The organism is Sphingobacterium siyangense (assembly GCF_007830445.1).
Lineage (GTDB): Bacteria > Bacteroidota > Bacteroidia > Sphingobacteriales > Sphingobacteriaceae > Sphingobacterium > Sphingobacterium siyangense.
The window spans coordinates 38,074-59,338 of sequence record NZ_VLKR01000007.1 but is presented as its reverse complement, the minus strand read 5'-3'; the positions used below and the strand labels follow the sequence as shown (position 1 = coordinate 59,338).

16 protein-coding genes are annotated in these 21,265 nt (G+C 38.4%); 7 read left to right on the top strand and 9 right to left on the bottom strand.

Features of this window, described 5'->3' with window-relative positions; translation table 11 throughout:
- Positions 1-38: 38 nt before the first annotated feature.
- Both IQ31_RS08285 and IQ31_RS08280 read right to left on the bottom strand, forming a co-directional pair.
- On the bottom strand, positions 39-929 hold the full coding sequence (locus IQ31_RS08285; RefSeq protein ID WP_075991402.1) for a DUF6694 family lipoprotein: 891 nt from the start codon (positions 927-929) through the stop codon (positions 39-41).
- 361 nt (positions 930-1,290) lie between these two features.
- Entirely contained in the window at positions 1,291-1,845 is a 555-nt protein-coding gene (locus IQ31_RS08280; protein ID WP_145327723.1) for a hypothetical protein, read from the bottom strand.
- A 301-nt stretch (positions 1,846-2,146) separates the two neighbouring features.
- Here IQ31_RS08280 and IQ31_RS08275 point away from each other — a divergent pair, with 301 nt between their 5' ends.
- Positions 2,147-3,913 (top strand): LVIVD repeat-containing protein, encoded by a 1,767-nt coding sequence (locus tag IQ31_RS08275; protein ID WP_145327722.1) that lies wholly within the window; start codon positions 2,147-2,149, stop codon positions 3,911-3,913.
- Between the two features lie 123 nt (positions 3,914-4,036).
- Here the strand turns inward: IQ31_RS08275 and IQ31_RS08270 are convergent, their stop codons facing one another.
- Positions 4,037-4,972, bottom strand: coding sequence for a hypothetical protein (locus tag IQ31_RS08270; protein ID WP_088160514.1), 936 nt, complete (start codon positions 4,970-4,972; stop codon positions 4,037-4,039).
- A 251-nt stretch (positions 4,973-5,223) separates the two neighbouring features.
- On the opposite strand from IQ31_RS08270, the gene IQ31_RS08265 reads away from it, so the two are divergent.
- Both IQ31_RS08265 and IQ31_RS08260 read left to right on the top strand, forming a co-directional pair.
- Positions 5,224-5,820 (top strand): porin family protein, encoded by a 597-nt coding sequence (locus IQ31_RS08265; protein ID WP_145327721.1) that lies wholly within the window; start codon positions 5,224-5,226, stop codon positions 5,818-5,820.
- Between the two features lie 204 nt (positions 5,821-6,024).
- Positions 6,025-7,035 carry a sensor histidine kinase gene (locus IQ31_RS08260; RefSeq protein ID WP_208734171.1) on the top strand — a complete coding sequence of 337 codons (1,011 nt, stop codon included), beginning with the start codon at positions 6,025-6,027 and terminating at the stop codon, positions 7,033-7,035.
- Positions 7,036-7,618: 583 nt separating this feature from the next.
- On the opposite strand, the gene IQ31_RS08255 is transcribed toward IQ31_RS08260, so the two are convergent.
- Positions 7,619-8,062 carry an SRPBCC family protein gene (locus tag IQ31_RS08255; protein WP_145327719.1) on the bottom strand — a complete coding sequence of 148 codons (444 nt, stop codon included), beginning with the start codon at positions 8,060-8,062 and terminating at the stop codon, positions 7,619-7,621.
- Between the two features lie 224 nt (positions 8,063-8,286).
- Between IQ31_RS08255 and IQ31_RS08250 the strand changes: the two genes are divergently transcribed.
- Positions 8,287-10,926 (top strand): alpha-L-rhamnosidase, encoded by a 2,640-nt coding sequence (locus IQ31_RS08250; RefSeq protein ID WP_145327718.1) that lies wholly within the window; start codon positions 8,287-8,289, stop codon positions 10,924-10,926.
- Between the two features lie 34 nt (positions 10,927-10,960).
- Here the strand turns inward: IQ31_RS08250 and IQ31_RS08245 are convergent, their stop codons facing one another.
- The 5 genes from IQ31_RS08245 to IQ31_RS08225 all read right to left on the bottom strand — a co-directional run bounded on the left by IQ31_RS08245 (position 10,961) and on the right by IQ31_RS08225 (position 18,510).
- Entirely contained in the window at positions 10,961-11,866 is a 906-nt protein-coding gene (locus IQ31_RS08245) for an AraC family transcriptional regulator (protein WP_145327717.1), read from the bottom strand.
- Positions 11,867-12,054: 188 nt separating this feature from the next.
- On the bottom strand, positions 12,055-13,044 hold the full coding sequence (locus IQ31_RS08240) for a DUF5007 domain-containing protein (protein ID WP_075991385.1): 990 nt from the start codon (positions 13,042-13,044) through the stop codon (positions 12,055-12,057).
- Positions 13,045-13,052: 8 nt separating this feature from the next.
- Positions 13,053-13,736: a hypothetical protein gene (locus IQ31_RS08235; RefSeq protein ID WP_075991384.1), complete on the bottom strand. Its 684-nt coding sequence runs from the start codon at positions 13,734-13,736 to the stop codon at positions 13,053-13,055.
- 18 nt (positions 13,737-13,754) lie between these two features.
- Positions 13,755-15,368 (bottom strand): RagB/SusD family nutrient uptake outer membrane protein, encoded by a 1,614-nt coding sequence (locus tag IQ31_RS08230; RefSeq protein ID WP_145327716.1) that lies wholly within the window; start codon positions 15,366-15,368, stop codon positions 13,755-13,757.
- A gap of 4 nt (positions 15,369-15,372) precedes the next feature.
- Entirely contained in the window at positions 15,373-18,510 is a 3,138-nt protein-coding gene (locus IQ31_RS08225) for a SusC/RagA family TonB-linked outer membrane protein (RefSeq protein WP_145327715.1), read from the bottom strand.
- Between the two features lie 238 nt (positions 18,511-18,748).
- Between IQ31_RS08225 and IQ31_RS08220 the strand changes: the two genes are divergently transcribed.
- The 3 genes from IQ31_RS08220 to IQ31_RS08210 all read left to right on the top strand — a co-directional run bounded on the left by IQ31_RS08220 (position 18,749) and on the right by IQ31_RS08210 (position 21,245).
- The gene (locus IQ31_RS08220; protein ID WP_075991381.1) at positions 18,749-19,915 is read left to right on the top strand and encodes a purple acid phosphatase family protein; all 1,167 of its coding nucleotides are present in this window, start codon (positions 18,749-18,751) and stop codon (positions 19,913-19,915) included.
- A gap of 119 nt (positions 19,916-20,034) precedes the next feature.
- Positions 20,035-20,514 carry a GNAT family N-acetyltransferase gene (locus tag IQ31_RS08215; protein ID WP_088160504.1) on the top strand — a complete coding sequence of 160 codons (480 nt, stop codon included), beginning with the start codon at positions 20,035-20,037 and terminating at the stop codon, positions 20,512-20,514.
- A gap of 194 nt (positions 20,515-20,708) precedes the next feature.
- Positions 20,709-21,245: a GNAT family N-acetyltransferase gene (locus tag IQ31_RS08210; protein WP_145327714.1), complete on the top strand. Its 537-nt coding sequence runs from the start codon at positions 20,709-20,711 to the stop codon at positions 21,243-21,245.
- The last annotated feature ends 20 nt before the right edge of the window (positions 21,246-21,265 follow it).

The following is a 21,265-nucleotide window of genomic DNA, read 5'->3' as shown; positions in this document are numbered from 1 at the left end:
AGCGATTTGAAAAAAAGATTTTACGTACTCTACTCAAATTACGTCAATTCCAAATCGTCAAGGCTAATTTTCTCTTTCTTTACTTCAGTAATTTCCTTTTCTAATTTTTTTAAGTTTTCATCAATCAATGCTATACTACCTTCAGGAAGAACTGTCTCCCGGTCATTCGATTTGATCGATTGCGTCGTCACAACTAATTCCAGATCGTAATCTGTCAGATTGATTCCTTTGACGGGATAGCGAGGAAAGCTCCAGAGTTTAGGATAATCTTTTTTTTGCTGATTGAAGACTATCGTATTGACACGAAACTCACCTGGCTGGAGCACACTGTCAGATTCGCCAAAAACAGCCTGCTCATTACTGATAATAGTTTGTGAAGAACGTTTTTTCAGCACATACGAAAAGCCCTGACTTCCTTTTAGCGGCTTTTTACCCATATACTTCATAGTCACTATAATTCTGGGAACAGGTTCGCCAAAGAAATCTTCGAGTCCCAGTTCAATCGGTTCCAACTGAAAAACAGCCAGCTCTTTCTTTACCTGTTCAAATTCAGTTTTATGTTTTTGTAGACTATCGATCTCATTTTGAAGATGAGCTATTTTCCTTTCCTGTTGTTTTTGAAGGATGTCATCGGCCAGGTCCAATACTGCACCGTAAGATTTTCCATCGATCATACCCAACGAAATACGATTTATTGATTCCTCATTATATTTTTGAGGTTCGTTCATTTTGAGCCACATCGCTTCGGATAGTGCCACTCGCAAGGCCTTTTCCAAGTTCGCTTTTTCTTTGTCATTCAGCTTTGCTTCTACCTTTTTACGGGAACTGTCAAAGGACGACTCGTCCTTTCCACTTAGTCTTTCGCTACAAGAGCTTATAGATAATGTCAAGAATAGTCCGATCAGTGCGATTTTTATGCATTGTTTCATTTTAAATAGTTTTAGTATACAAGATATCGGCTAAGCTTGCATAAAGCTAATGCTTAGGTAACGCTGTTCTTAAATCAATTGAACGTCCTCTTACTGCTAATTCCATCATATCGTTCAAGCTGAACATAAGAACGCAGAATTTAACATTCAGTTTTTTTATGAGCTGTTAAAAATATACAAAAAACGTTATCTTAAAAATTAATTCAACACAAAAAGCTACATTTCACAAGATAGCCCCCAACTGACACTTTCCAACTGTCGCTATTGATAACAGCCCGCTGACTCAGCGATATTTGTACTAGGTATTTTGGCCAAACACCTTAGAACAATCTGAAAATAAAGGAATTCGAAAGGTGAAATTTTATTTCCCCCTGAGTAAAAGATGCAATTTATCGTAATCTTCCCAATCACCGAAACCTGCGAAATTTGGTTTTTCGCTCCATGAAACCATAGCTTTACAATCAAAACAGATCTTAGCGATCCCAATGCATTGCTTATTTTTATAGAACACAAGGATATCTCGAAATTCATAAATACAAGAGGTGTCGACATGATCTGTTCTTGTTTTTAAGAAAAATAGTGAGTCGACAGCACGATAGAGAGATTGATCCAGTGAGCCTCTAACATAGCCTATATTCTTCAAATGAGATAAAAGGGAAAGATCCAACTTATCATCTTCCAGTACTGATAACAAAAGACGCTCTTTCTCAGATTTATTCTTTTTGTCCTCCAATTCACCTATTTTAAATAAATCAATATCCACAAAATAATACTCCAGTGAATCAAAATTAGATGGTATCGGGACCGAGGATTCTTTTCTCCGCCGTTCTATGGTACTTCCACTATTCATGCAACCTTGCAGATAAATAGCACTGAAAAGTAGGCATCCAACGGTAAAATATATTATTCTTTGCATACAAATAATTTACAGGCTTTTGAATGGTTTAACTATTTTCAAAATTATCAATTTCATTTCATAATCTAGTCGAAGAGAAAACCACATTTCTTAAGCACCCCATTACACAGCTGAAAGGGAGCTGTTGCGAGCGTTACAGATGCTAAACTTAGTTGAACATGCAATGGGAAAATTTGTGTTCAGCCGAAGTTTATACAACATAAAATGTAGTAGTAAAACAACTACAGCTTTATAAAAATTAACCGCAACAAAACTTAACTACAAGATTTTTGGTTTACTTTTGTGATAGATATATAATATTATGAAACAGAAATTTTACCTGCCACTTTTAGCATTGAGTTTGACTACTATTATTAGCTGTAACAAAAACAATGATACCATTGATGACCCTAAAAATAATCAATCTGTTGTTATCGACAATAATGCAAGTCAATTGAATGCACGTTTAGATCATCAAAATGCTGGTTTATTGCCGTTATCTAATCTTTTAGCATCCGGTAAGCGCGCAGCCAATGGTTCGACAGTAACTGCCACTCAAAACCCAGACTTCTCATTAGCTTTGGTCGCACAAGTCGCTCCTCCGGATTATGAAGGCAATAAGCTTCGGGCAACCCATGTTGCTGTTTCGGGCAACTACGCTTATGTAAGTTACAATACCGAAGGCGATCGCTATCTTGGTGGTGTCGATGTCATCGACATTTCAGATATTAATAACCCACGTCTTATCGTAAATGCTAAATTGCCGAATATCGACATTAGCTCATTGGCAGTTGATGGCAATAGCCTACTCTTAGCTGGAGCAGCAGATGAAGGTGTATTGGCAAAAATGACCTCACCTGCAGTTCTTATTGTTTTACCACTTCAGAATGGATTACCTACCGATGCTTATCGTTATACAGGTCTGCCAAGCTATGTGGCAACAGATGTTACTTTTAACAACGAAAGCCAGTATGCTGTTTCAGGTAATGCGGGTGCTATTTCTAAAATCAATAAATCTTCGGGTGCTATCGAAAAATCGGTAACTATTGCGGATCTCCTATCTGTAAGAACATACCAGAATCAAGTGTATGTGCTTTCAGGAACACAGGGGATAAAAGTTGTATCCAATAATCTTGATCCGGTTAAAACAATCAATGTGAGTCAAAATCCAAGTTCAGCAAAGCGTACTATCGATTTTTACAGCAGTTATCTTTTAGCTTCTGAAGGCGCTCAGGGCTTGGGTATTTATAATATAAATACAGGAGCTCTAGATAAACGCATTAGTATTCCAGTAAGTCCTGATGACAGCAACATGGATCCGGAAGATATTGTGACCAATGCTGTATCTACAAACGACAAACGTGTATTTGTTGCCAACGGTGGTGCTGGTATCGCAGCCTATCAATTTGATACACAAAACAACTTTAACTATATCGGTAGTGCAAGTTTCAATGCGATTGACAACAGTTCAAGTAATTTTGTGATCAGTAGAGATAACTATGTTTTTGTAGCAACGGGAAAAGGTGGCTTAAAAATTCTTAAACTCATCGATCTGAAACCAACAACTCCAAGCTGTAATGGTACTTATCCAGCTTTCACAGGCAGTACACAAGGAGACCTGAATGTCAATAATGAAGCGAGCTACTCAGATACAAAAACATTTGCCTCAAATGTCAATATCAACCGGAATTTTAACTGGTGTGGCACACTTAATATCAATGGAAATTCTGTTAACATCAACAGCGGTGTATTCAATATGTATGGTTCAATCGCTTTGAAGCAAAACATTAACGTCAATTCAACAATGAATTTGGTGGGCTCAGGTGTTATTGGTGGAACTTTTACCGTAAACGGAAGCGGTATCTTGAGTGTAACAGGTTCACTTTCTCAGGGAACTGTCGTATCAAAATCCACTTCATTTATCAATGGTAAGATGGTTATTGACGGTGAAGTTGTCGTATACGGTAACTTGACTATTAATGGTAGCGGAAAGGTAGAATTTGCCAACAGTAAGTCCAAATTAATTGTTTATGGAAGTCTTACAAATTGGGGAAGCGTTACTAACGGAACAATTACACAAGTCAAATAAGACATTGTATAGCCATTAAGCAGAACACAAAAAAGCCACATCAGATGATGTGGCTTTTATATTTACCGAGAATTACAAAAAGGTCATTATATTGTTGTTATGCTTAAAACCTCATAAATAATCTTATTGCAAAATAGTCCGTGGGGTCAGCGGAACCTTTTGCTTCCAGGTACCCTTCACTTGGAATTCGTGTCCGGATGTTTTATTCTTGATCGTGAAGATATAATTGCAAGTTCTTTCGAGGTATTTGAATTCACCTCTCGCGGTTATCTGGGCATTGGGCTTGAGCAGCAGTTCTTGTTTATCTCCAGATTTAATATAATTTTCAAAAGTTTTGCCTTTGCTGTAAGGAACTTTACCTTGCCAGCGAACTCCACCATTTACCATTAATTCATCCATGAAGATCGTAGAGTCTGTTTTATTGAGCCAGTCAAAAGCGCCGTAGCTGTCACTTATGAATTCGGAACTATACTTTACGTCCTTAAAAATGGCAGTGATATCGACTTTTCGCTCTCTATTTGAGCTATTTACCAGATTCATCGCAGTACACCCTTCGGTACTGACATAGATTTTCCGGCTTTCTTTCACTTCTTTGATTTCTTTTTTGACCAACTCATATCCGTCAGCCCTAGTTTGAATAAAATTCACTTCATCCATTTTATCCGCTGATAATATGCCAATAGCAAAATTCCTAGGCTGATCACTAAAATTTTCCAATAAGGTCAATTTAAGCTCGTTATTAATTGTTTTTTCCAACTGTAGCCACCCGCCGTCAACCCCAATCGAGCCCGTACGCTCCAACTTGAGCTTTTTTCCAGTGGAATCTTTCAATATTTCTCCTGTAAGGGCATCTTTGACATAGGATACATACCATAAATCCGCTTTGATCGGAATTACATTTTCCTTGATTCCGGTTTGTAAGTTGACAGCTTTAAAACCGGGATCTATTAGACCTCCTTGTGAATTAAGTCCCTCTTTAGAACAGGATGTTAGTATAAGCAGACAAAAGGGCCATACCAGATAAGAAAAGGAAAACGTTAGCTTCAATGGATTTTTCATGAAATCGATTATTTATACAACACAATTTACCAAACAAAATCTATCTTGTAAGTTAAAAAAAACAATAGACCTTTCCCCATCAATCCCAAAAAAAAATACGCTTAGGCCAGAAATCTTGACAAATAAATAGACATCTTGACAGACTAATCATCGCTATATTAACTTTCGTCACTACAAAAATGCCGTTCGTCAAACTCTTTTTGCCAAGGAATTGATCTTTCGTTCTTTTGAACAAATCAAAACAATATAAAATGAATAACAAAGCAATTTTATCATGCATCGTATTATTTGCCATGATGTTTAGCAAAAAACTGTTTGCTCAGGAGCAACCTTTCATTCAATTGGGTATAAAAGGGGGAAGTAGTCTCAACAAACTCAACACCGAATTAGCAGACTTAGATGACAAATATGCCATAGGATTACACATAGGGGGTATGGCAAGAGTTAATCTTGGAAGAGCCTATATCCAGGGTGAAGCTCTTTTCAATAAACGAAAAGCAGCACTTAAACCGCAAGGGCAAACCGAAAGCAAACTCAAATGGAATGCGATTGATATCCCCGTCGTTGCAGGCTACAAAATCTACCAAAATCAGGACATCAATTTCCGGGTATTAGCTGGTGTAATTTACAGTTATACGCTAAACGACAACTTGCCGCCTCTAAAAGCAATACAACAAGGAATCAAACATTTTGACAAATCAAACTTACAAGTTACCGGCGGTCTGGGAGTCGATATTCAGCGATTTACACTCGATGTTCGTTATGAACGCGGTTTTTCTGACCTTAATAAATCTTTTAAATCCAAACCACAGGCATTTTCTATTGGATTGGGTTACTTTATCTTCTAAAACAATGAATAAGTTTTACCTTTGGAGCTACCTAGGAATCAGGCTCCAAAGGTATTTTTTTTAAATCGTCATATGTTCAAAAAAAACTATTTAAATAAACATCTTTTTCTCATTTCTTTTTGGTTCGTTCTTGGGTTTGCTGTATGGATTCAAATAAAAGGCGAGTTCGATTCGCTCCAGGCTTTACTGCACACCTCGCTAATCATGGCTTCTTCGATTATTGTATCGCAGTGGCTGAGCGACCGGGTTCTACCGCGAGCGATCAAGGCTCAACAAATGAAACCTCTTGTACTAAAAGCAGTGCTTTTTGTAGTTATTTTAGCTATTTTAATTGGAAGTATAAATTTCTATTTCATTCTCACCAAAGAAGGAATAGCTAACCATGAACGGACAGAGCTAATACTCACTCATTTCTATCAAGCAATTCCATCTTCCCTACTGATCAATGGTACGGCCTGCGGAATTAGATTTTATCAGGAACATGCAGATATTCAACGTATCCATGGTCAATTGCAGCAGAATTTTCTTGAAAGTCAGGTAAAATTTTTACAGGATCAGGTCAATCCTCATTTTATGTTTAATGTCTTGAACCATATTCATATCCTCATGAAAAAGAATGTGGAAATGGCCGATTATTTGCTTCTGAAATTTTCGGACATTCTGAGGTATCAGCTCTATGAATGCAACCAACCGCTCGTACTTTTAACACGCGAACTGCAATATTTACAGGATTTTATAGCCATAGAAAAAATGCGGTGGGGTAACGAACTGGATGTAAGCTGTTCATGGAATCAATCTTCAAAGGATTTATATATTGCACCATTGATGCTCATCTGTTTTGTCGAAAACGCATTTAAACACGTAAACCGCCTTCCAAATCAAAAAGGAAGTATAGAGCTATCCTGTGTTGAGGAAGAAGGAAAACTTCAATTCAACATCAGTAATAGTTATCAGGACTATCCGCAATTAGCTTCGACAGGACACTCGGGCATAGGGCTGGAAAATGTAAAAAAAAGACTGGAACTGCAATATGAAAACAACTATTCGTTAACAATCCATAAACTTGACAACAGTTTTATGGTATTAAATGCTAGTCCCCAAAAATTCTCGCTGCTGTTTTTCGCTTTTAATATCTTCGATATTTTTTTCAATCAACCAGGCTCTAAAATGCTCAGGATCTTGTGGTGTAAAATGGATTACTTCACCACATTTTAAAAGTAGGGAAAAGATTCCGCTAGCGGCAGCGAATTTTACGATTTCGTTAGAATGGTATCCAAGTTGGGAAAAATACTCCATTGTTTTTATTCAATTCTAGAAATACTTATCTTACAAATCGATACAGGTCTTATAGGCCAGCAATCGTTCAGAAAGCATGTTAATTTTTATTTTCTTGCAGTTTTATAATTCATTCAAATATCGTAAATAATTTTAAATATTTCATTAATCAGATTATTAATTTAATTGTTATTTTCATAAATTAATCAAACAATTAACAAAGCTTCCACCAGAAATTATAGTAGCTATCCTAGTTCCATTGAATTCAGATCCAATCAATTTTTCCACAGTGGAGTGGTTTTATTTCGACCGTGTCATTCTACAAACATCAGGAGTAAATCTGAAGATGAGCGGGGATCCAATGGATATGTGATAGACAGCTTAGAATCAAGTCTATGGTATTTTTGGAGAAAGAAAAATTATAGCGGTAATGATTTAGGGATTATTAATCTCGAAGGAGAAACAGATGCTGGAGCCCCCAAGGGCAGGCTCACAGTTTATTATTTTGGTATGCTAGCAAAGATCAATTCGAAAAAGGCTGTCCTTTACCTGTTTCAATATATGCTTCTAAACTTTTCACAAATTGTCGCCATCCATCTGTACAAATATCATAGCATTCGATTTCAGGGGATAAGCCAATATGTTCAAGTTGCAACACAATCCCGTTTTCTTTTTCTGTGATGCCCCAAACGATCGTTGTGCCAATCCATTCTTTTTGATTTTTCAATCCGGGAAGGGCTATCAATGAATCTTCGACATGCCAAACAACTTTTGCATTTTCATGTAAGTCTTCCACTTGCATTACTTTGTAAATAAGATCGCCAAAGCGAATTGTAAATCTATCGTCCTTCTTATTGGAAGAGCCCTCAAACATGGTTGTCCACCAAAATGGTATTTCATCGGTTAGTGCTTTAAAGACCCGATCTTTTGTTACACCCAACTGGATAGTTTGACTATAATTTTCCATTGCGAATTTTTATTTTTTGAATATTAAACACGACCTCGATTTTCCGTTATTATTAACGAATTTATAGATAGATTTTCCAATCGACCTTAGCATAAGACAAGTTTTTCTTTAGTGTCAGGATAGTACATGACGCTTATATAAAATTTATTGCGGATAATAGCTATATTACTTTTATACTCCAAACAACACGTTATTAATCAAATATAAAACCATCTATGAAGACTATGCTTCAAAAATTAGGAATATTAGGACTTCTGATCGTGCTAAATCTCTCCACTTTCGCTCAAAAACTAGCGGTAATTGACCTAAAGGTAGAACATCTGAGCAATCCATTAGCCATCGAAACCGAGATTCCGAGATTGAGCTGGAAAATAACCTCTACGGAGAAAAACACACAACAAACCGAATATGAAATCCGAGTGGGAACAAACAAAACTTTCTTAAATAAAGATAAAGATCTAGTTTGGAAACATCGTGCTTCCACAGACCAATCTGTGTTAATTGACTACGCGGGATCTCCCCTTCAGTCAAAGAAAAAATATTTTTGGCAAGTCCGGGTAACAGACAATCACGGCAATACATCTGCCTGGTCCACAATTGGATTCTTTCAAATGGGAATCTCTGCCTCAGATTGGTCTGCACAATGGATCACTGTCTCAGGAAAGGACACTTCGTCCCGAAGTCCACTTTTCAGAAAAGAATTCAGCCTGAAAAAAAAGATAAAATCAGCGATGGCCTACATTACGGCAAAAGGCCTATACGAAACCAAGCTTAACGGCGTCCGTATAAGTGACACATATTTTGCTCCGGGATGGACCAGTTACAAGAACCACTTGCAATACCAAGTTTACGATGTTACAGCATTGCTTAGAGTGGGTTCGAATGCGTTGGGCGCAAGTCTTGGCAATGGCTGGTATAAAGGCCGTATTGGTTTTGGGAACCAACATAATTTCTATGGCGATACAAGGGGACTGCTTTTACAACTTGAGGTCGAATATACCGACGGCACAAGGGAAACAATAAATACGGATGAGAACTGGAAGTATACTTATGGGCCTATTATGGCGTCGGATATCTATGATGGAGAGATTTACGATGCTAGAATGGAGATTACTGGATGGGATAATATTGATTTTAAAGAAGATAGCAACTGGAAGAATGTAAATGTGATGAACAAAGGAACGGAAAAGCTTATCGCGATGAGCGGTCCTCCCGTTAGGAAACATGAGCAGTTTAAAGCCCTCAGCATATTTAAAACCCCAAAAGGGGAAACTGTGGTAGATTTTGGGCAAAATTTGGTCGGATGGGTGATGTTAAAGGCACAGGGCCCTACTGGAACAAAGATTACACTAAGTCATGCTGAAGTACTTACTAAAGAAGGTAATTTTTATACAACAAATCTACGATCTGCCAAGGCTCAGGACAGCTATATTTTAAAAGGTGGGGCCGAACAAATCTTTGAGCCACATTTTACTTTTCAGGGTTTTAGGTATGTTAAAGTTGAGGGCTATCCCAGAGAATTAAAATCCGATGATCTAACGGCCGTGGCTCTCTATTCTGATATGGCGACAACGGGTAAATTTACGACTTCCAATCCCCTAATCAACCAATTGCAGCACAATATTCAATGGGGACAAAAAGGAAATTTCGTAGATGTACCTACCGACTGTCCACAACGCGATGAACGCTTAGGTTGGACAGGCGATGCACAAGCTTTCGCGAATACCGCTGCTTACAACATGGATGTAGCAGGATTCTTTACGAAATGGCTAAAGGATGTCAAAGCTGACCAACAACCCAGCGGACTCATTCCTCATGTCGTACCAAATGTACTTGGGATCAATGATGGCGCGTCAGCTGGTTGGGCCGATGTAGCCACAATTATTCCTTGGGATATGTATCGCGCTTATGGAGATCGCAGAATATTGGAAACACAATACGAAAGTATGCAAAAATGGGTGGGTTATATTACTTCTGTTGCGAAAAATAATCTCTGGAATTCAGGTTTTCATTTTGGGGATTGGCTTTTTTACCGTCCGAATGATGATAATGATGGAAGAGCCGCTGTAACCGATAAATATCTAATCGCACAGACTTTTTATGCTCACTCGACGCAACTACTGATTAACGCAGCGGAGGTCTTAGGCAAAAAAGAAGACGTTGCCAAATACACGGCATTACTTTTTAACATCAAAGCAGCCTTTGCAAAGGAGTATATGACTCCAACAGGTCGCCTCGTATCCGGTACACAGACGGCTTATGTACTGGCACTGCAATTTGATATGTTGCCTGAAGGATTACGAGCCGCATGTGCTGATCGCCTTGTTACCAACATCCGGGATTATGGCAACCACCTCACGACAGGTTTCTTGGGTACCCCTTATATATGCCATGTCTTGACTCGATTTGGACACAATGACGTTGCATACGATCTATTGATGCAAGAGAGTTATCCCTCGTGGCTCTACCCAGTGAAAATGGGCGCTACCACCATCTGGGAAAGATGGGATGGTATCAAACCTGATGGATCTTTTCAAACTCCAGACATGAACTCCTATAACCATTACGCCTATGGCGCTATTGGCGACTGGATGTATCGAACAATAGCTGGAATTAACTCGGCAGCAGATGCTCCGGGTTTTAAATCTATCGTTATTGCTCCAAAACCGGGTGGTAAATTAACACATGCATCTGCAGAACTTGAAACGGTGTACGGTACGGTAAAATCGGCCTGGCTGTTAGAGAATAATCTATTGAAACTAGATGTCACCGTCCCGGCAAATACACGGGCAAAAATTGTACTCGTTGATTCCAGCCACGATATAGGTTCGGGTACTTATCATTTTGAAAGTAGTGTCAAATAAGCATAAAAGCCACGTCTCACGACGTGGCCTTAAACTAAACATATGAAACAATTGTATTTTCTGTATATCGCTGATCATAGCGCAAAATATACTCTTTCGGTGTGCAGCCGATAATCTGTTTAAATACGCGGTTAAAATTTGTAATGCTATTGAAGCCACAGTTATAAGCGATAAATGAGATATTTTCCAAATGTAAATGATCTTTTCCCAATTGACTGCAAACCTCATTAATTCGTATCCGGTTTAGATAACCAACTAAGGTAATTCCACAGTGTTTTTTGAAATAACGGCAGAATGCCTGTGGCGACAAGTGTGCACTTTCTGCTACACTCTCTAAAGTAAGCCCATGTTTAAAATGTGTATTGATATAATGACAAACCTTTTCAATTCGGTTATTTTTTCCAATCGAACAGACGGCAGCCTCCATGGGTTCAGGACAGAGTGAATCTGTTCTCTTTGAAATTTGAGATAGTGTTCTTAACAAATAAAAGAAATGCATCATTTTATCTATCTTTTCGGCTTGTTTTAACAACATAATACGCTTAGATACCACTTCGAAATCCATCTTAGGAATCTTAAACCCCCTGGAATCCTGTTTTAAAAATTGCTCCAATGGTTCAAATTCGCCCAACATAAAGAGCTGTTTTAATCTCCCAGCAGGATCAAAAAATATGGAAATCGAACGTGCCGCATCGCTCGCCTTATCTTCGGAAACAGATTTAAATACATGCGCCTGGTTTGCGCCAATGAAGAAGATATCGTTTTCTTTAAAGCTATGCAAGGTTTCATCCACGAGCAATACACCTCTTCCCTTTGTAATCCACATCAGTTGCGCTTCTTGATGACGATGCAAATGCGGGTAGAAAGATTCCGATATATCCTCTTGAACAGTTATACTCTGTCCTTGTATCACGGGGATATTAAACTGTAGTGTTTTCATAGTGCGTCGGTATTTAGGGTACTCAACATTGGTTTACTAAATATAAATAACAAACACAACATATTTATTATACGTCAATCTGAGATCAAATAAAATATCAAGATTTGCTCATTATTGGATAATTTTTGCACTTTGATCTTTTGGATCTATTAAAAACAAGGGGAGCCCCGCTTTGCCCCCCCTAATCGTTATTGTGTTATACGCGTTACTGTTGGCAGTTTCACCTGAACCTCATAAGTACCTTCCATCAATAGTTGGAATCCAAATACGGGGTTAACATTATTAGCACTCAACCCATCTATCTGTGCATACTTCATTGGGATGCGATAATAATTGAGAAATCCCCAATCTGTTCCATCTTTTCCAATTAATTTAGCCAATGGAAAGGGGGCTACTTCAAAATCACAGATCATTGAATTATCTGTAACCTGTACGGGATTAAACTTCACATGAGATTCAAACATCGGACGATCCCCTCTTTTGATCACTTCTCCATTTTTAGGATTGAATGCATTTCCATTTTTATCGACGATCTTTAGAATAACACGAGCGCCATCGTTTGAAATTTTTGTACAAGTCACCTTTGGAGCCGTGATCCCAGTAAAAACTTCAGCAGCACTTGATCCTGACGCCGCCTGATATGTTACTTTAAACATATCATCAATCGTGGGCTCTACAATCTCAATGGTTGCCAATTTAGGGAATACCCGTTCTCCTCTTGGATTGGTCATTTTGACATCAAAATTAAAACGCCCTAGAGGTAGGTTGGCAGAAGCTCGATTAAAAACCAGCTGTCCACTGACGGTATTGAATTCCATCGGAGCCTTTTTTACTGTTTCTCTCTTTTTATTGAGAAGCTCGACCGTGGTATCTGTCTCGGCATTGAATACTAAACCAGGCTTAAAGGTTAGAATGTCAAATTCTTTAAAAAAGACATCCGGTGCGGGCTGACCTGTTGCTTCATCCTTTAAATTTAACAATTCGAATGTATAGGGCGGAGTGGAGCCATCTGTATTGATACGGTCAGACATCGTAAGCGACATCCCACGTTTACAAAAGATGGTATTGTCTTTATAACGGATACCTTCACTCAAAAAGCCGTTTTCAATTTTTTTGCACCCAGAAGTCAGTGTAAAAACAAACACTAGGCTATATAAAATTTTTAAATTCGTTTTCATATCTGTTTTTAGTCAGCCATTTTTCCGGCGTTAAAAAATAAACGATGCGTGTTTTGCAATACATGCAATACACCTGTCGTCGTAATAATTCCTGAGGTTTGACAATCATAGGATTTATCGAGCTGATCTTTGGGAATCGCATTATAATCTGGTTCTTCAGCATCAAGAGTCCCGATAACCTTTGTAAAATTGAGATAGTCTACATAATCCAAATAATCGCTGTAATCACGTGTTCTGCGCAACTTAATATTGAACCTGACATTTGGGATCGCGCCAAGCTTGCTCACAAAATATTTATTATCCGGGCTGAGATTCTCTCTTGTAATCTTTCCATCGAATAGATAAATCATCATCGAATCGCGTAATTCCTTGACTGGGATGTTATTTATCCCGAACTGAATATTTTCGTTTCCTACTTCAATGATCTTTTGTTGTTTTTTGGCGGCTACATAATCCCGTACGCCATAATCACTCGTTGCAAAGAAAGTGACATCCGAATTGACAATATCTTTAATACCAGCGCGATCTATAATCTTAACCAATGAATCAAAGCTACCGTGCTGCTTTAAAAAATCATAGGTTGTCTGATTCACGTGGGCGTCGCTCTTTCCTCCATCTACTTTGTAATTATCTTTCTTACAAGCAAAAAGAAAGATCAATAACGACGCAAACAATCCTGTTATCTTTTTCATAATTCTTTTAGTTAGTGCTTAAACCTTTCCTCTCCAGTAAGAGGTCTGTGTCAACTTGTTATTATTTTTGAATAGGGCTGGATTAATCGGCCAATAAAATCCTTCTTGACGAAAACGGGATTCTGAAAGCCATGGAACAAAATTGCTGTATTGCTTTGTTCGCAATAGATCATAAAAAATATGCCCTTCGAGATAAAGTTCCTTACCTCTTTCAATAATATATTCGTACATGACATCGTCTTTACTCGATGTATTATCCACGAATGCAGATTCATCGGCGCCATTCCTTTTTCTAAATTCATTGATGATATCTATCGCTTTAGAGACTTGATTTCTGTAGAGTGCAATTTCGGCTTTCAACAAGCGCATATCCGCTAACCTAAAGACAATCAAATTATTGCTAACATAAGGATCTTGCTTTTGTGATGGATTACGATAGACAACACTTTGATATTTTATGCAAGTAGCTTTATCGCTGTTTAAATCTGTAAAATTACGTCGACAGCGAATATCGCTATCGTCAAAGACCTGTGAAGGCATCGCTTTCCACTCCCACTGCTGCAAACTTGTATTCCAATACCAATCCCAAACTTGGTCTATTTTATAAAAATGATTTGTCAGATAATCTGCATTGACATAACACCTCGAATTTGTTCCAGTAGTTGCCAGCTGCGCAGTTCTCAAAAACATATTGGCAATATGCTGGTTGGTTCCTTCACGCGTATTTTCACTCATTGCAATTTCAAAAATACCCTCACTCGAAAGTCCTTCGAAAGTCTTGTAATAATTGGATGTATCAGTCAGTGAATACATACCATTATTTAAGATTTCATCGATGGCTTTATCGGCTTTGTCTACCGCTTCGAGATCCGGTTGGTTTGAATTGACATCGCTCATTGTGGCCTTCCAAAGGTAAAAATGTGCTAACAATGCATTCACTGCGCCTTTATTGGCTGTAACTTTCGCATTCCCAACAAGTGAATATTGCCAAGGTAGCAGTTCATGTGCCAACAGTGCGTCCTTCTCAATCTGCGCCATAACCTCTTTTTTGGTACTTCGTGCTAATTCCGGAGCAGAAATAGGATCATCGTATTCTTCAGTTACCAAGGGGACATCTCCCCAAACACGTAGCATCATAAAATAAGTGAACGCCCGTAAAAAATAGGCCTCTCCGAGCATCTCATTTTTGAATTTCGTCGGATTGGTCACATCGGTCAGCAAGTCGTCCGCTACCTTAGGAACTCGATTAATAAGGATATTGCTCATCGTAATCGCTTTATAATACTTGGTCCAGTCTCCGAAATTTTCTACGTTGTATTGAAATGTGAAATCTCCGTCTTGAATTCCTTCCAGACCATCGCCATTATACTGGATTGTAAAATAATTCTTGGCAATTGCATCGCCATACATAAAGTATCGAGGACTCGGATTCCAGTTACCAGAATTCATCACATCCCGCACCAAGGCATAGTTACCGGCCATAGCACTTCTCAAATCGCCGGAGCTTTTCCAATACGCACCCGCAAAGGTTGAATTGACAGGTTCTTCCACCAAAAACTTTTTACATGACCCTAGCAAGAAAACCAGCATCAGTAGCACAGCTAGTCTATAGTTTAAAAAAAATCTTTTCATCGTCTTAAAAAGTTAGTTCAAATCCTAATGTATATTTTCTTGGAATAGGATAACCCCCACCGTTATACTCTCCATATGGGTTTACTGCCTCGGCATCAGGCAATTTTTTTGATTTTTGCCAACGGGCTACATTGTCAACTATACCAAAGAATCTCACTTTAGAAATACTCCATTTCTTGCTAATGCGTTCAGGGAGGTTGTAAGAAAAAATAAGATTCTTGAAACGCATATAGGAACCATTTTCTAAAAAGAAAGTCTGTGCAGAGGTATAGTAGTAGCGATAGGTACCGATATCATATTTGGCATATTCGGCTTTATCACCTGGCTGCCTCCAAATATTCAGTTTATCTAAATCCCGTATCGAATAGTAAGTGAAATTTGATACCGCATCTCCGGAAGTGGAATTATTAAATTGATCTGATTCAAAAAGATTTAGTACATCTCTTCCAAAACCATAGGTAAAAAATAAAGTAAGCGAAAAGTCTTTATAGTTAAAGACATTATTCCAACCTCCTGTCCATTTAAAATTGGGATCTCCAATAGCCCTTTTATCCGGATTGATACCACTGTTAAACACGTCTACAAAATAATCGCCATCAACATCTTCAAAATAAAAATCTCCTGGGTTGAACGTTCCATTGGAATTGCGATAACGCTCACCTGTATAGGGGTTAACAGGAATATCATCCAGGGTAGCAAAAACGCCCAAAGTTTTATAGAGATAGAATGCATTGATTGGACTACCTACGGAAAGGATATGTGATTTATCAAATCGATCGCCGTCCATGACCATATCACGGCCACCATTTGGAAGGTTCATAATTCGATTCTTGACATAAGAAATATTTAAATTGGATCGCCAGGTTAATGCGGAGCTACGTGGGAGCACATCAGCTGATAATTGAATATCGACACCTGAATTGCGAATCCCGACAGAATTTGTTTTGGCATAATCATATCCTGAAGTCACCGGGAGCATTACATCAAATAGTCCGTCATAATTTTCCTTATTAAAGACATCGACCATAGCTGTAAATCGTCCTCTATACAATTCCATATCAACGCCTAGATTCCACTGTCTATTACGTTCCCAACTCAGGTTCTTTTGTGCAACACCATTTCTAAAGTTTGGCGTAATAGCCACCTGACCATTATAGGAAGTTGCTCCGGAATTACCCTGATACCCACCATTATTGACATTATAGAGATTATACTGCAAATAGTTACTTGAAGGGAGCGATCCAGTCAATCCATAACTTCCTCTAATTTTAAGTAAGGTGAATGTAGGGTTATTTTTTAGAAAATCTTCTTCAGTTAAAATCCAGCCAACAGATGCCGATGGAAAATATCCCCATTTGTTGTTCTCTCCAAAGCGGGACGAACCATCAGCACGTACAGCACCTGAAAAAAGGTATTTACTATCAAAATCATAGGAAAAGCGACCGAGATAAGATAGCTGTGACCATTTTTGCAAATCGGAGTTGGCACCAATATTATTTTGCAGAAAACCTGTAACCACTTGGATCTGATCCGATACGCCCTGGCTGCCCCAAGCTGATACATTTTGCATTCTATTCTTTTCAGCTTCCTGGCCCAGTAATACATTGAGCGAGTGTTTTCCAAACTGTTTGACGTAGGTTAAAAAGTTCGATATCCTGACCTGGCTATTCTCATAAGAATAAGCTGACGAATAATTACCCGCCCCACTCATCAAGGCTGATGGTCTATTATAAGCCCTGTTGGCCATATCTTTGATATAGGCAGATTGGGAGGTAAAAGTTAACCCAGGTGCAATATTGAAAATCAGATTTAGATTGGTATTCAGATTAGAAGATTCATTATTGTCAAGACTACTATCATAGGTACCCAAAAGATAAGCTTTTTTAGCATCTGAAAGATTAAAAAGTGACGATGGCATACTACCCGCACTCAATGCTATTGGGCTCACATCACTCCCGCTCCCCCGCGCTCGCTTATTATACGAATAGGCAACAATGGGATTGATGGTTAAACGCTCATTGATAGCCTTACTGGACAAATTGAGTCTTCCTGTATAGCGTTTAAACCCGGTTGCTTTAATGATCCCGGCCTCATCGTAATAATTTCCGCTAAAACGATACGAACTAATTGCCGATCCGCCACTAACAGAAAGGTCTGCACTCTTTATCTTTCCTTTTTGGTAGAATAAATCCTGCCAATCTGTATTTCCATTGAATGCAGGGTTTAGCGAATCGGTTAGCATAAAAGGTAGATTTCTAAAATCGTTGGAAGAGAGTTGATTTTTTAGTATCGTCATCTTCTGCTCACGTTCGGTTCTTCCGAGTGTTACTTCACGTAGTTCGGGCCGTTGCGTTAGACCTCCATATCCGGTTAGCATAAAACGGGGATCGCCATTACGCCCTTTTTTCGTCGTAATCATAATCACTCCATTTGCTGCTCTAGACCCATAAATTGCAGCAGCAGAAGCATCTCTGAGCACGTCCACAGATTCGATATCATTCGGATTTAGACCTGCAAGGTAGTTGGTTCCTGTTCCTGTATTCGGACCCACAAATTGTTCTGTAGGCTGCGGAACTCCGTCAATAACATAGAGTGGATTACTAATGACATTGTAATAGTCGTCATTGGAGTAATTCAGGCTAACTGCCGATGTACCACGAACAGCCAATGTTGGCGAAGCACCCGGAGCGCCAGAAAAATTCTGAACGTTGACGCCAGCTAATCTTCCCTGAAGCAACATATCAAAACTGGCAGCTGGAAGATTTTCTAGATCCTTACCTGAAATACTTGATATAGCTGCAGTAGCTTTTTTGCGGGAAGTACTTTGATAACCGATTACCACGGCCTCGTCAAGAATACTTAATGTTTCGACCAAGGTAAAGGTCATTTTACCGGTTGCAGGGATAGGCTGACGCGCCCGCTCGTATCCGATAAAACTCGTCTCCAAGACATCTCCAACTTTACCTGAAATCTTAAAATTCCCCTGATCATCGGTCTGTGTACTATTGGAAGTACTCGTGTTTCTTAAAGTTACTCCGGCTAATTGCTTACCATTCTTATCACGTACGGTACCCGTGATCTGCTGGCCTAGTGCAATTAGTGAAGTTAGAAACACAGATAAAAATAAAACTATCTTTTTCATTTGTGTTTGATTAGGTGCTCTTACTTAGGTTATTCCAAATATAGGAGCTAAACACAGGTCTAATTTTCTTAATTATTACCAGTTTACAGCACTTTTTTAGCAAAAAACAAAACGGGGCGCCATGTAGTCTAGCAAGACTGTTACATTTTGATTGATGGCTTTTTTACACAATTTTATATCTTTAGCTTAAGAAAAACCGATTTACATCGGTAAATCAATTATAGACCCAGGTACTACAATGACGAAACTAAAATGCATCATCCTATTGTTGTTCTTCAATTGTTTTATGGCAGTTGGTCAGGATGCGATCAGAATAAATCACTTACCTTTCATTCAAGGACTGACAGAGCAATCTGTTTCCATTATTTGGACGACAGACAAGCCTGCTACTGGCTGGGTTGAGCTGGCCCCAGATGACTCCAGTCACTTTTACTTTAAGGAAAGACCAAAATATTATGCGGCTGCCTATGGCTTCAAAAAGGTAGGCACTTTACATCAGGTTACATTGACCAATTTAAAACCTGGAACACGCTATAGATATCGTGTGTATAGTCAGGAAGTTCTCAAACATGTTGGAGTCAATGTGCAATATGGAAAAGTAGTGGCCACTGATGTCTATCAAAAGGCACCCCTATTTTTCCAAACCTTTGGCATGGCCAAATCTACCCATTTTACGGTAGTTAATGATATTCACGAACGCAATGAGGTTCTCGATAAGCTATTGGATATCGGCGGTCTAAAGACTAGTGACTTTGTGGTATTCAACGGTGATATGGTTAATAACCTATTAAGTGAAACACAACTATATGAAGGGTTTATGGATACCGCCATTAAAAAGTTCGCCAGCGAAAAACCAATGTTTTATTCAAGAGGCAATCATGAAACACGTGGACCTTTTGCCACTGAATATCCCCAATATTTCCCAACACCAACAGGTAAACTATATTACCAATTTAGGCATGGAAATGCTGGTTTTATCATTTTAGATTGTGGTGAAGATAAACCCGATACCGACATTGAATATAGTGGCATTGTAGATATGGATAACTATAGAAGCGAACAAGCGGCCTGGTTAGCTCAAGCTATTGAAGATCCGTCATTTAAAGATGCCAAATATAAGATCGTAATCTGTCATATGCCCCCTTTTGGTGGATGGCATGGGGAACAAGAGATTTTGGAGAAATTTGTTCCTATCCTCAACAAAGCAGGAACACAGATCATGCTATCAGGACATTTACATAGAAACATCATCAAAAATGCGACAAATACGATACAATTTCCGGTCATTGTAAATTCCAACAATAATGTGCTTCGCGTAGATTTAGACGATGAAAAAGGAATCTTCAAAATTCTCGATCAGCAGGGGAAAACGGTGGACCAAGTGATCATTAACCCGTTAAAATAAAACAACAAATTTGCTCATGAATGAGGACTATACGGCCATAACCGTATGTTGTAAAACTACCATATAGATATTTTAACTCTATTCTTTATAATTAAGCAAATTATGGTAAATTAATCTAAATGAATACAATATCGACTGAATATCTGATGACCTCAGAACTTGACAGGAACGAAAAAATTGCTATCATGGGATTATGGAATAAAGAATATCCCGCAGTTATGGCATATTCCAGCCTATCGACCTTTGAGAACTATTTGGAAAGCTTAGGCCAACCACAACACATCCTTGTCAAACAAAATCAACAAATTGTCGGTTGGTGTTCAAAATTTGATCGCGATACAAAACGCTGGTTTCTTATTATACTTTCAAGTCTTTTACACAAAAAAAGAATAGGTTCCAATCTACTTGACAGATTGAAATCTGAAGAAACGGAGCTTAACGGCTGGGTGATAGACCATCACATGGAGAAAAAAAATAATAATTGCCCGTATAATTCACCGCTAGGTTTCTATATGAAAAATGGTTTTGAAGTCGAACCGAATCAACGTCTTGAGACTTCCAACCTATCAGCAGTAAAAATAAAATGGTCAAGAAGATAGCGCAGGAAATTTACCTGCACTTTCATATGCAAATGCTAATAGCAAATCGTACTTCCGTCAATTTCTAACAAAAAAGCTTCGAAAGAGCAAAGAAAAACGACCCTATGTGCATCTATCAGGGGAACGAGCATTAGCTGAAGAGCCTTTGAACCTGAATAAATTTTGAAAATAATGAATGCAATATACCTTAAACCATGGTCAACTTAAAACCACTCTCTGTTGAAGATGTCTCACCATTTTATGAATGGCTCAATGACGATTTATCTATTAAATATTCCCTCTCTCTTTTTCAGTCACTCCGATCAAAGGATCATATAGACAATTGGTTTTTATCCGTTGTCAACGATTCTAAAAATTTTAATCGTGGAATTTTCCTAAACGATTCGAATAAACTGATTGGGTATGCGGGCATTTGTAATATTTCCAAGCTAAACAGATCCGGAGAGTATTTTATCTTTATAGGGAATCGCCAAGAATGGGGGAAAGGGATAGGCTCTTTAGTTACCAAATTAATCCTAGATATAGGGTTTGGAAATCTAGGGCTCAATAGAATTATGCTTACGGTATCTGAACCGAATTATGCAGCGATAAAAGCATATGAAAACGCAGGATTTCAATTGGAAGGAAGAATGCGTAAAGCCTGTTTTAGGGATAATCAATTTCACGACAAGCTATTGATGTCAATCCTGGAAGATGAATGGCACGATAGAAGAAACCTAGGTATAAAATAAAATCAATCGCTACATATCCC

Excerpts from the sequence above, each read along its gene's own strand:
- IQ31_RS08275 (WP_145327722.1), top strand. The coding sequence starts at position 2,147 with ATGAAACAGAAATTTTACCTGCCACTTTTAGCATTGAGTTTGACTACT.
- IQ31_RS08260 (WP_208734171.1), top strand. The coding sequence starts at position 6,025 with ATGGCTTCTTCGATTATTGTATCGCAGTGGCTGAGCGACCGGGTTCTA.
- IQ31_RS08215 (WP_088160504.1), top strand. The coding sequence starts at position 20,035 with ATGAATACAATATCGACTGAATATCTGATGACCTCAGAACTTGACAGG.
- IQ31_RS08270 (WP_088160514.1), bottom strand. The coding sequence starts at position 4,972 with ATGAAAAATCCATTGAAGCTAACGTTTTCCTTTTCTTATCTGGTATGG.
- IQ31_RS08235 (WP_075991384.1), bottom strand. The coding sequence starts at position 13,736 with ATGAAAAAGATAACAGGATTGTTTGCGTCGTTATTGATCTTTCTTTTT.
- IQ31_RS08210 (WP_145327714.1), top strand. The coding sequence starts at position 20,709 with ATGGTCAACTTAAAACCACTCTCTGTTGAAGATGTCTCACCATTTTAT.
- IQ31_RS08245 (WP_145327717.1), bottom strand. The coding sequence starts at position 11,866 with ATGAAAACACTACAGTTTAATATCCCCGTGATACAAGGACAGAGTATA.
- IQ31_RS08230 (WP_145327716.1), bottom strand. The coding sequence starts at position 15,368 with ATGAAAAGATTTTTTTTAAACTATAGACTAGCTGTGCTACTGATGCTG.
- IQ31_RS08220 (WP_075991381.1), top strand. The coding sequence starts at position 18,749 with ATGACGAAACTAAAATGCATCATCCTATTGTTGTTCTTCAATTGTTTT.
- IQ31_RS08265 (WP_145327721.1), top strand. The coding sequence starts at position 5,224 with ATGAATAACAAAGCAATTTTATCATGCATCGTATTATTTGCCATGATG.
- IQ31_RS08255 (WP_145327719.1), bottom strand. The coding sequence starts at position 8,062 with ATGGAAAATTATAGTCAAACTATCCAGTTGGGTGTAACAAAAGATCGG.
- IQ31_RS08285 (WP_075991402.1), bottom strand. The coding sequence starts at position 929 with ATGAAACAATGCATAAAAATCGCACTGATCGGACTATTCTTGACATTA.
- IQ31_RS08240 (WP_075991385.1), bottom strand. The coding sequence starts at position 13,044 with ATGAAAACGAATTTAAAAATTTTATATAGCCTAGTGTTTGTTTTTACA.
- IQ31_RS08225 (WP_145327715.1), bottom strand. The coding sequence starts at position 18,510 with ATGAAAAAGATAGTTTTATTTTTATCTGTGTTTCTAACTTCACTAATT.
- IQ31_RS08250 (WP_145327718.1), top strand. The coding sequence starts at position 8,287 with ATGCTTCAAAAATTAGGAATATTAGGACTTCTGATCGTGCTAAATCTC.
- IQ31_RS08280 (WP_145327723.1), bottom strand. The coding sequence starts at position 1,845 with ATGCAAAGAATAATATATTTTACCGTTGGATGCCTACTTTTCAGTGCT.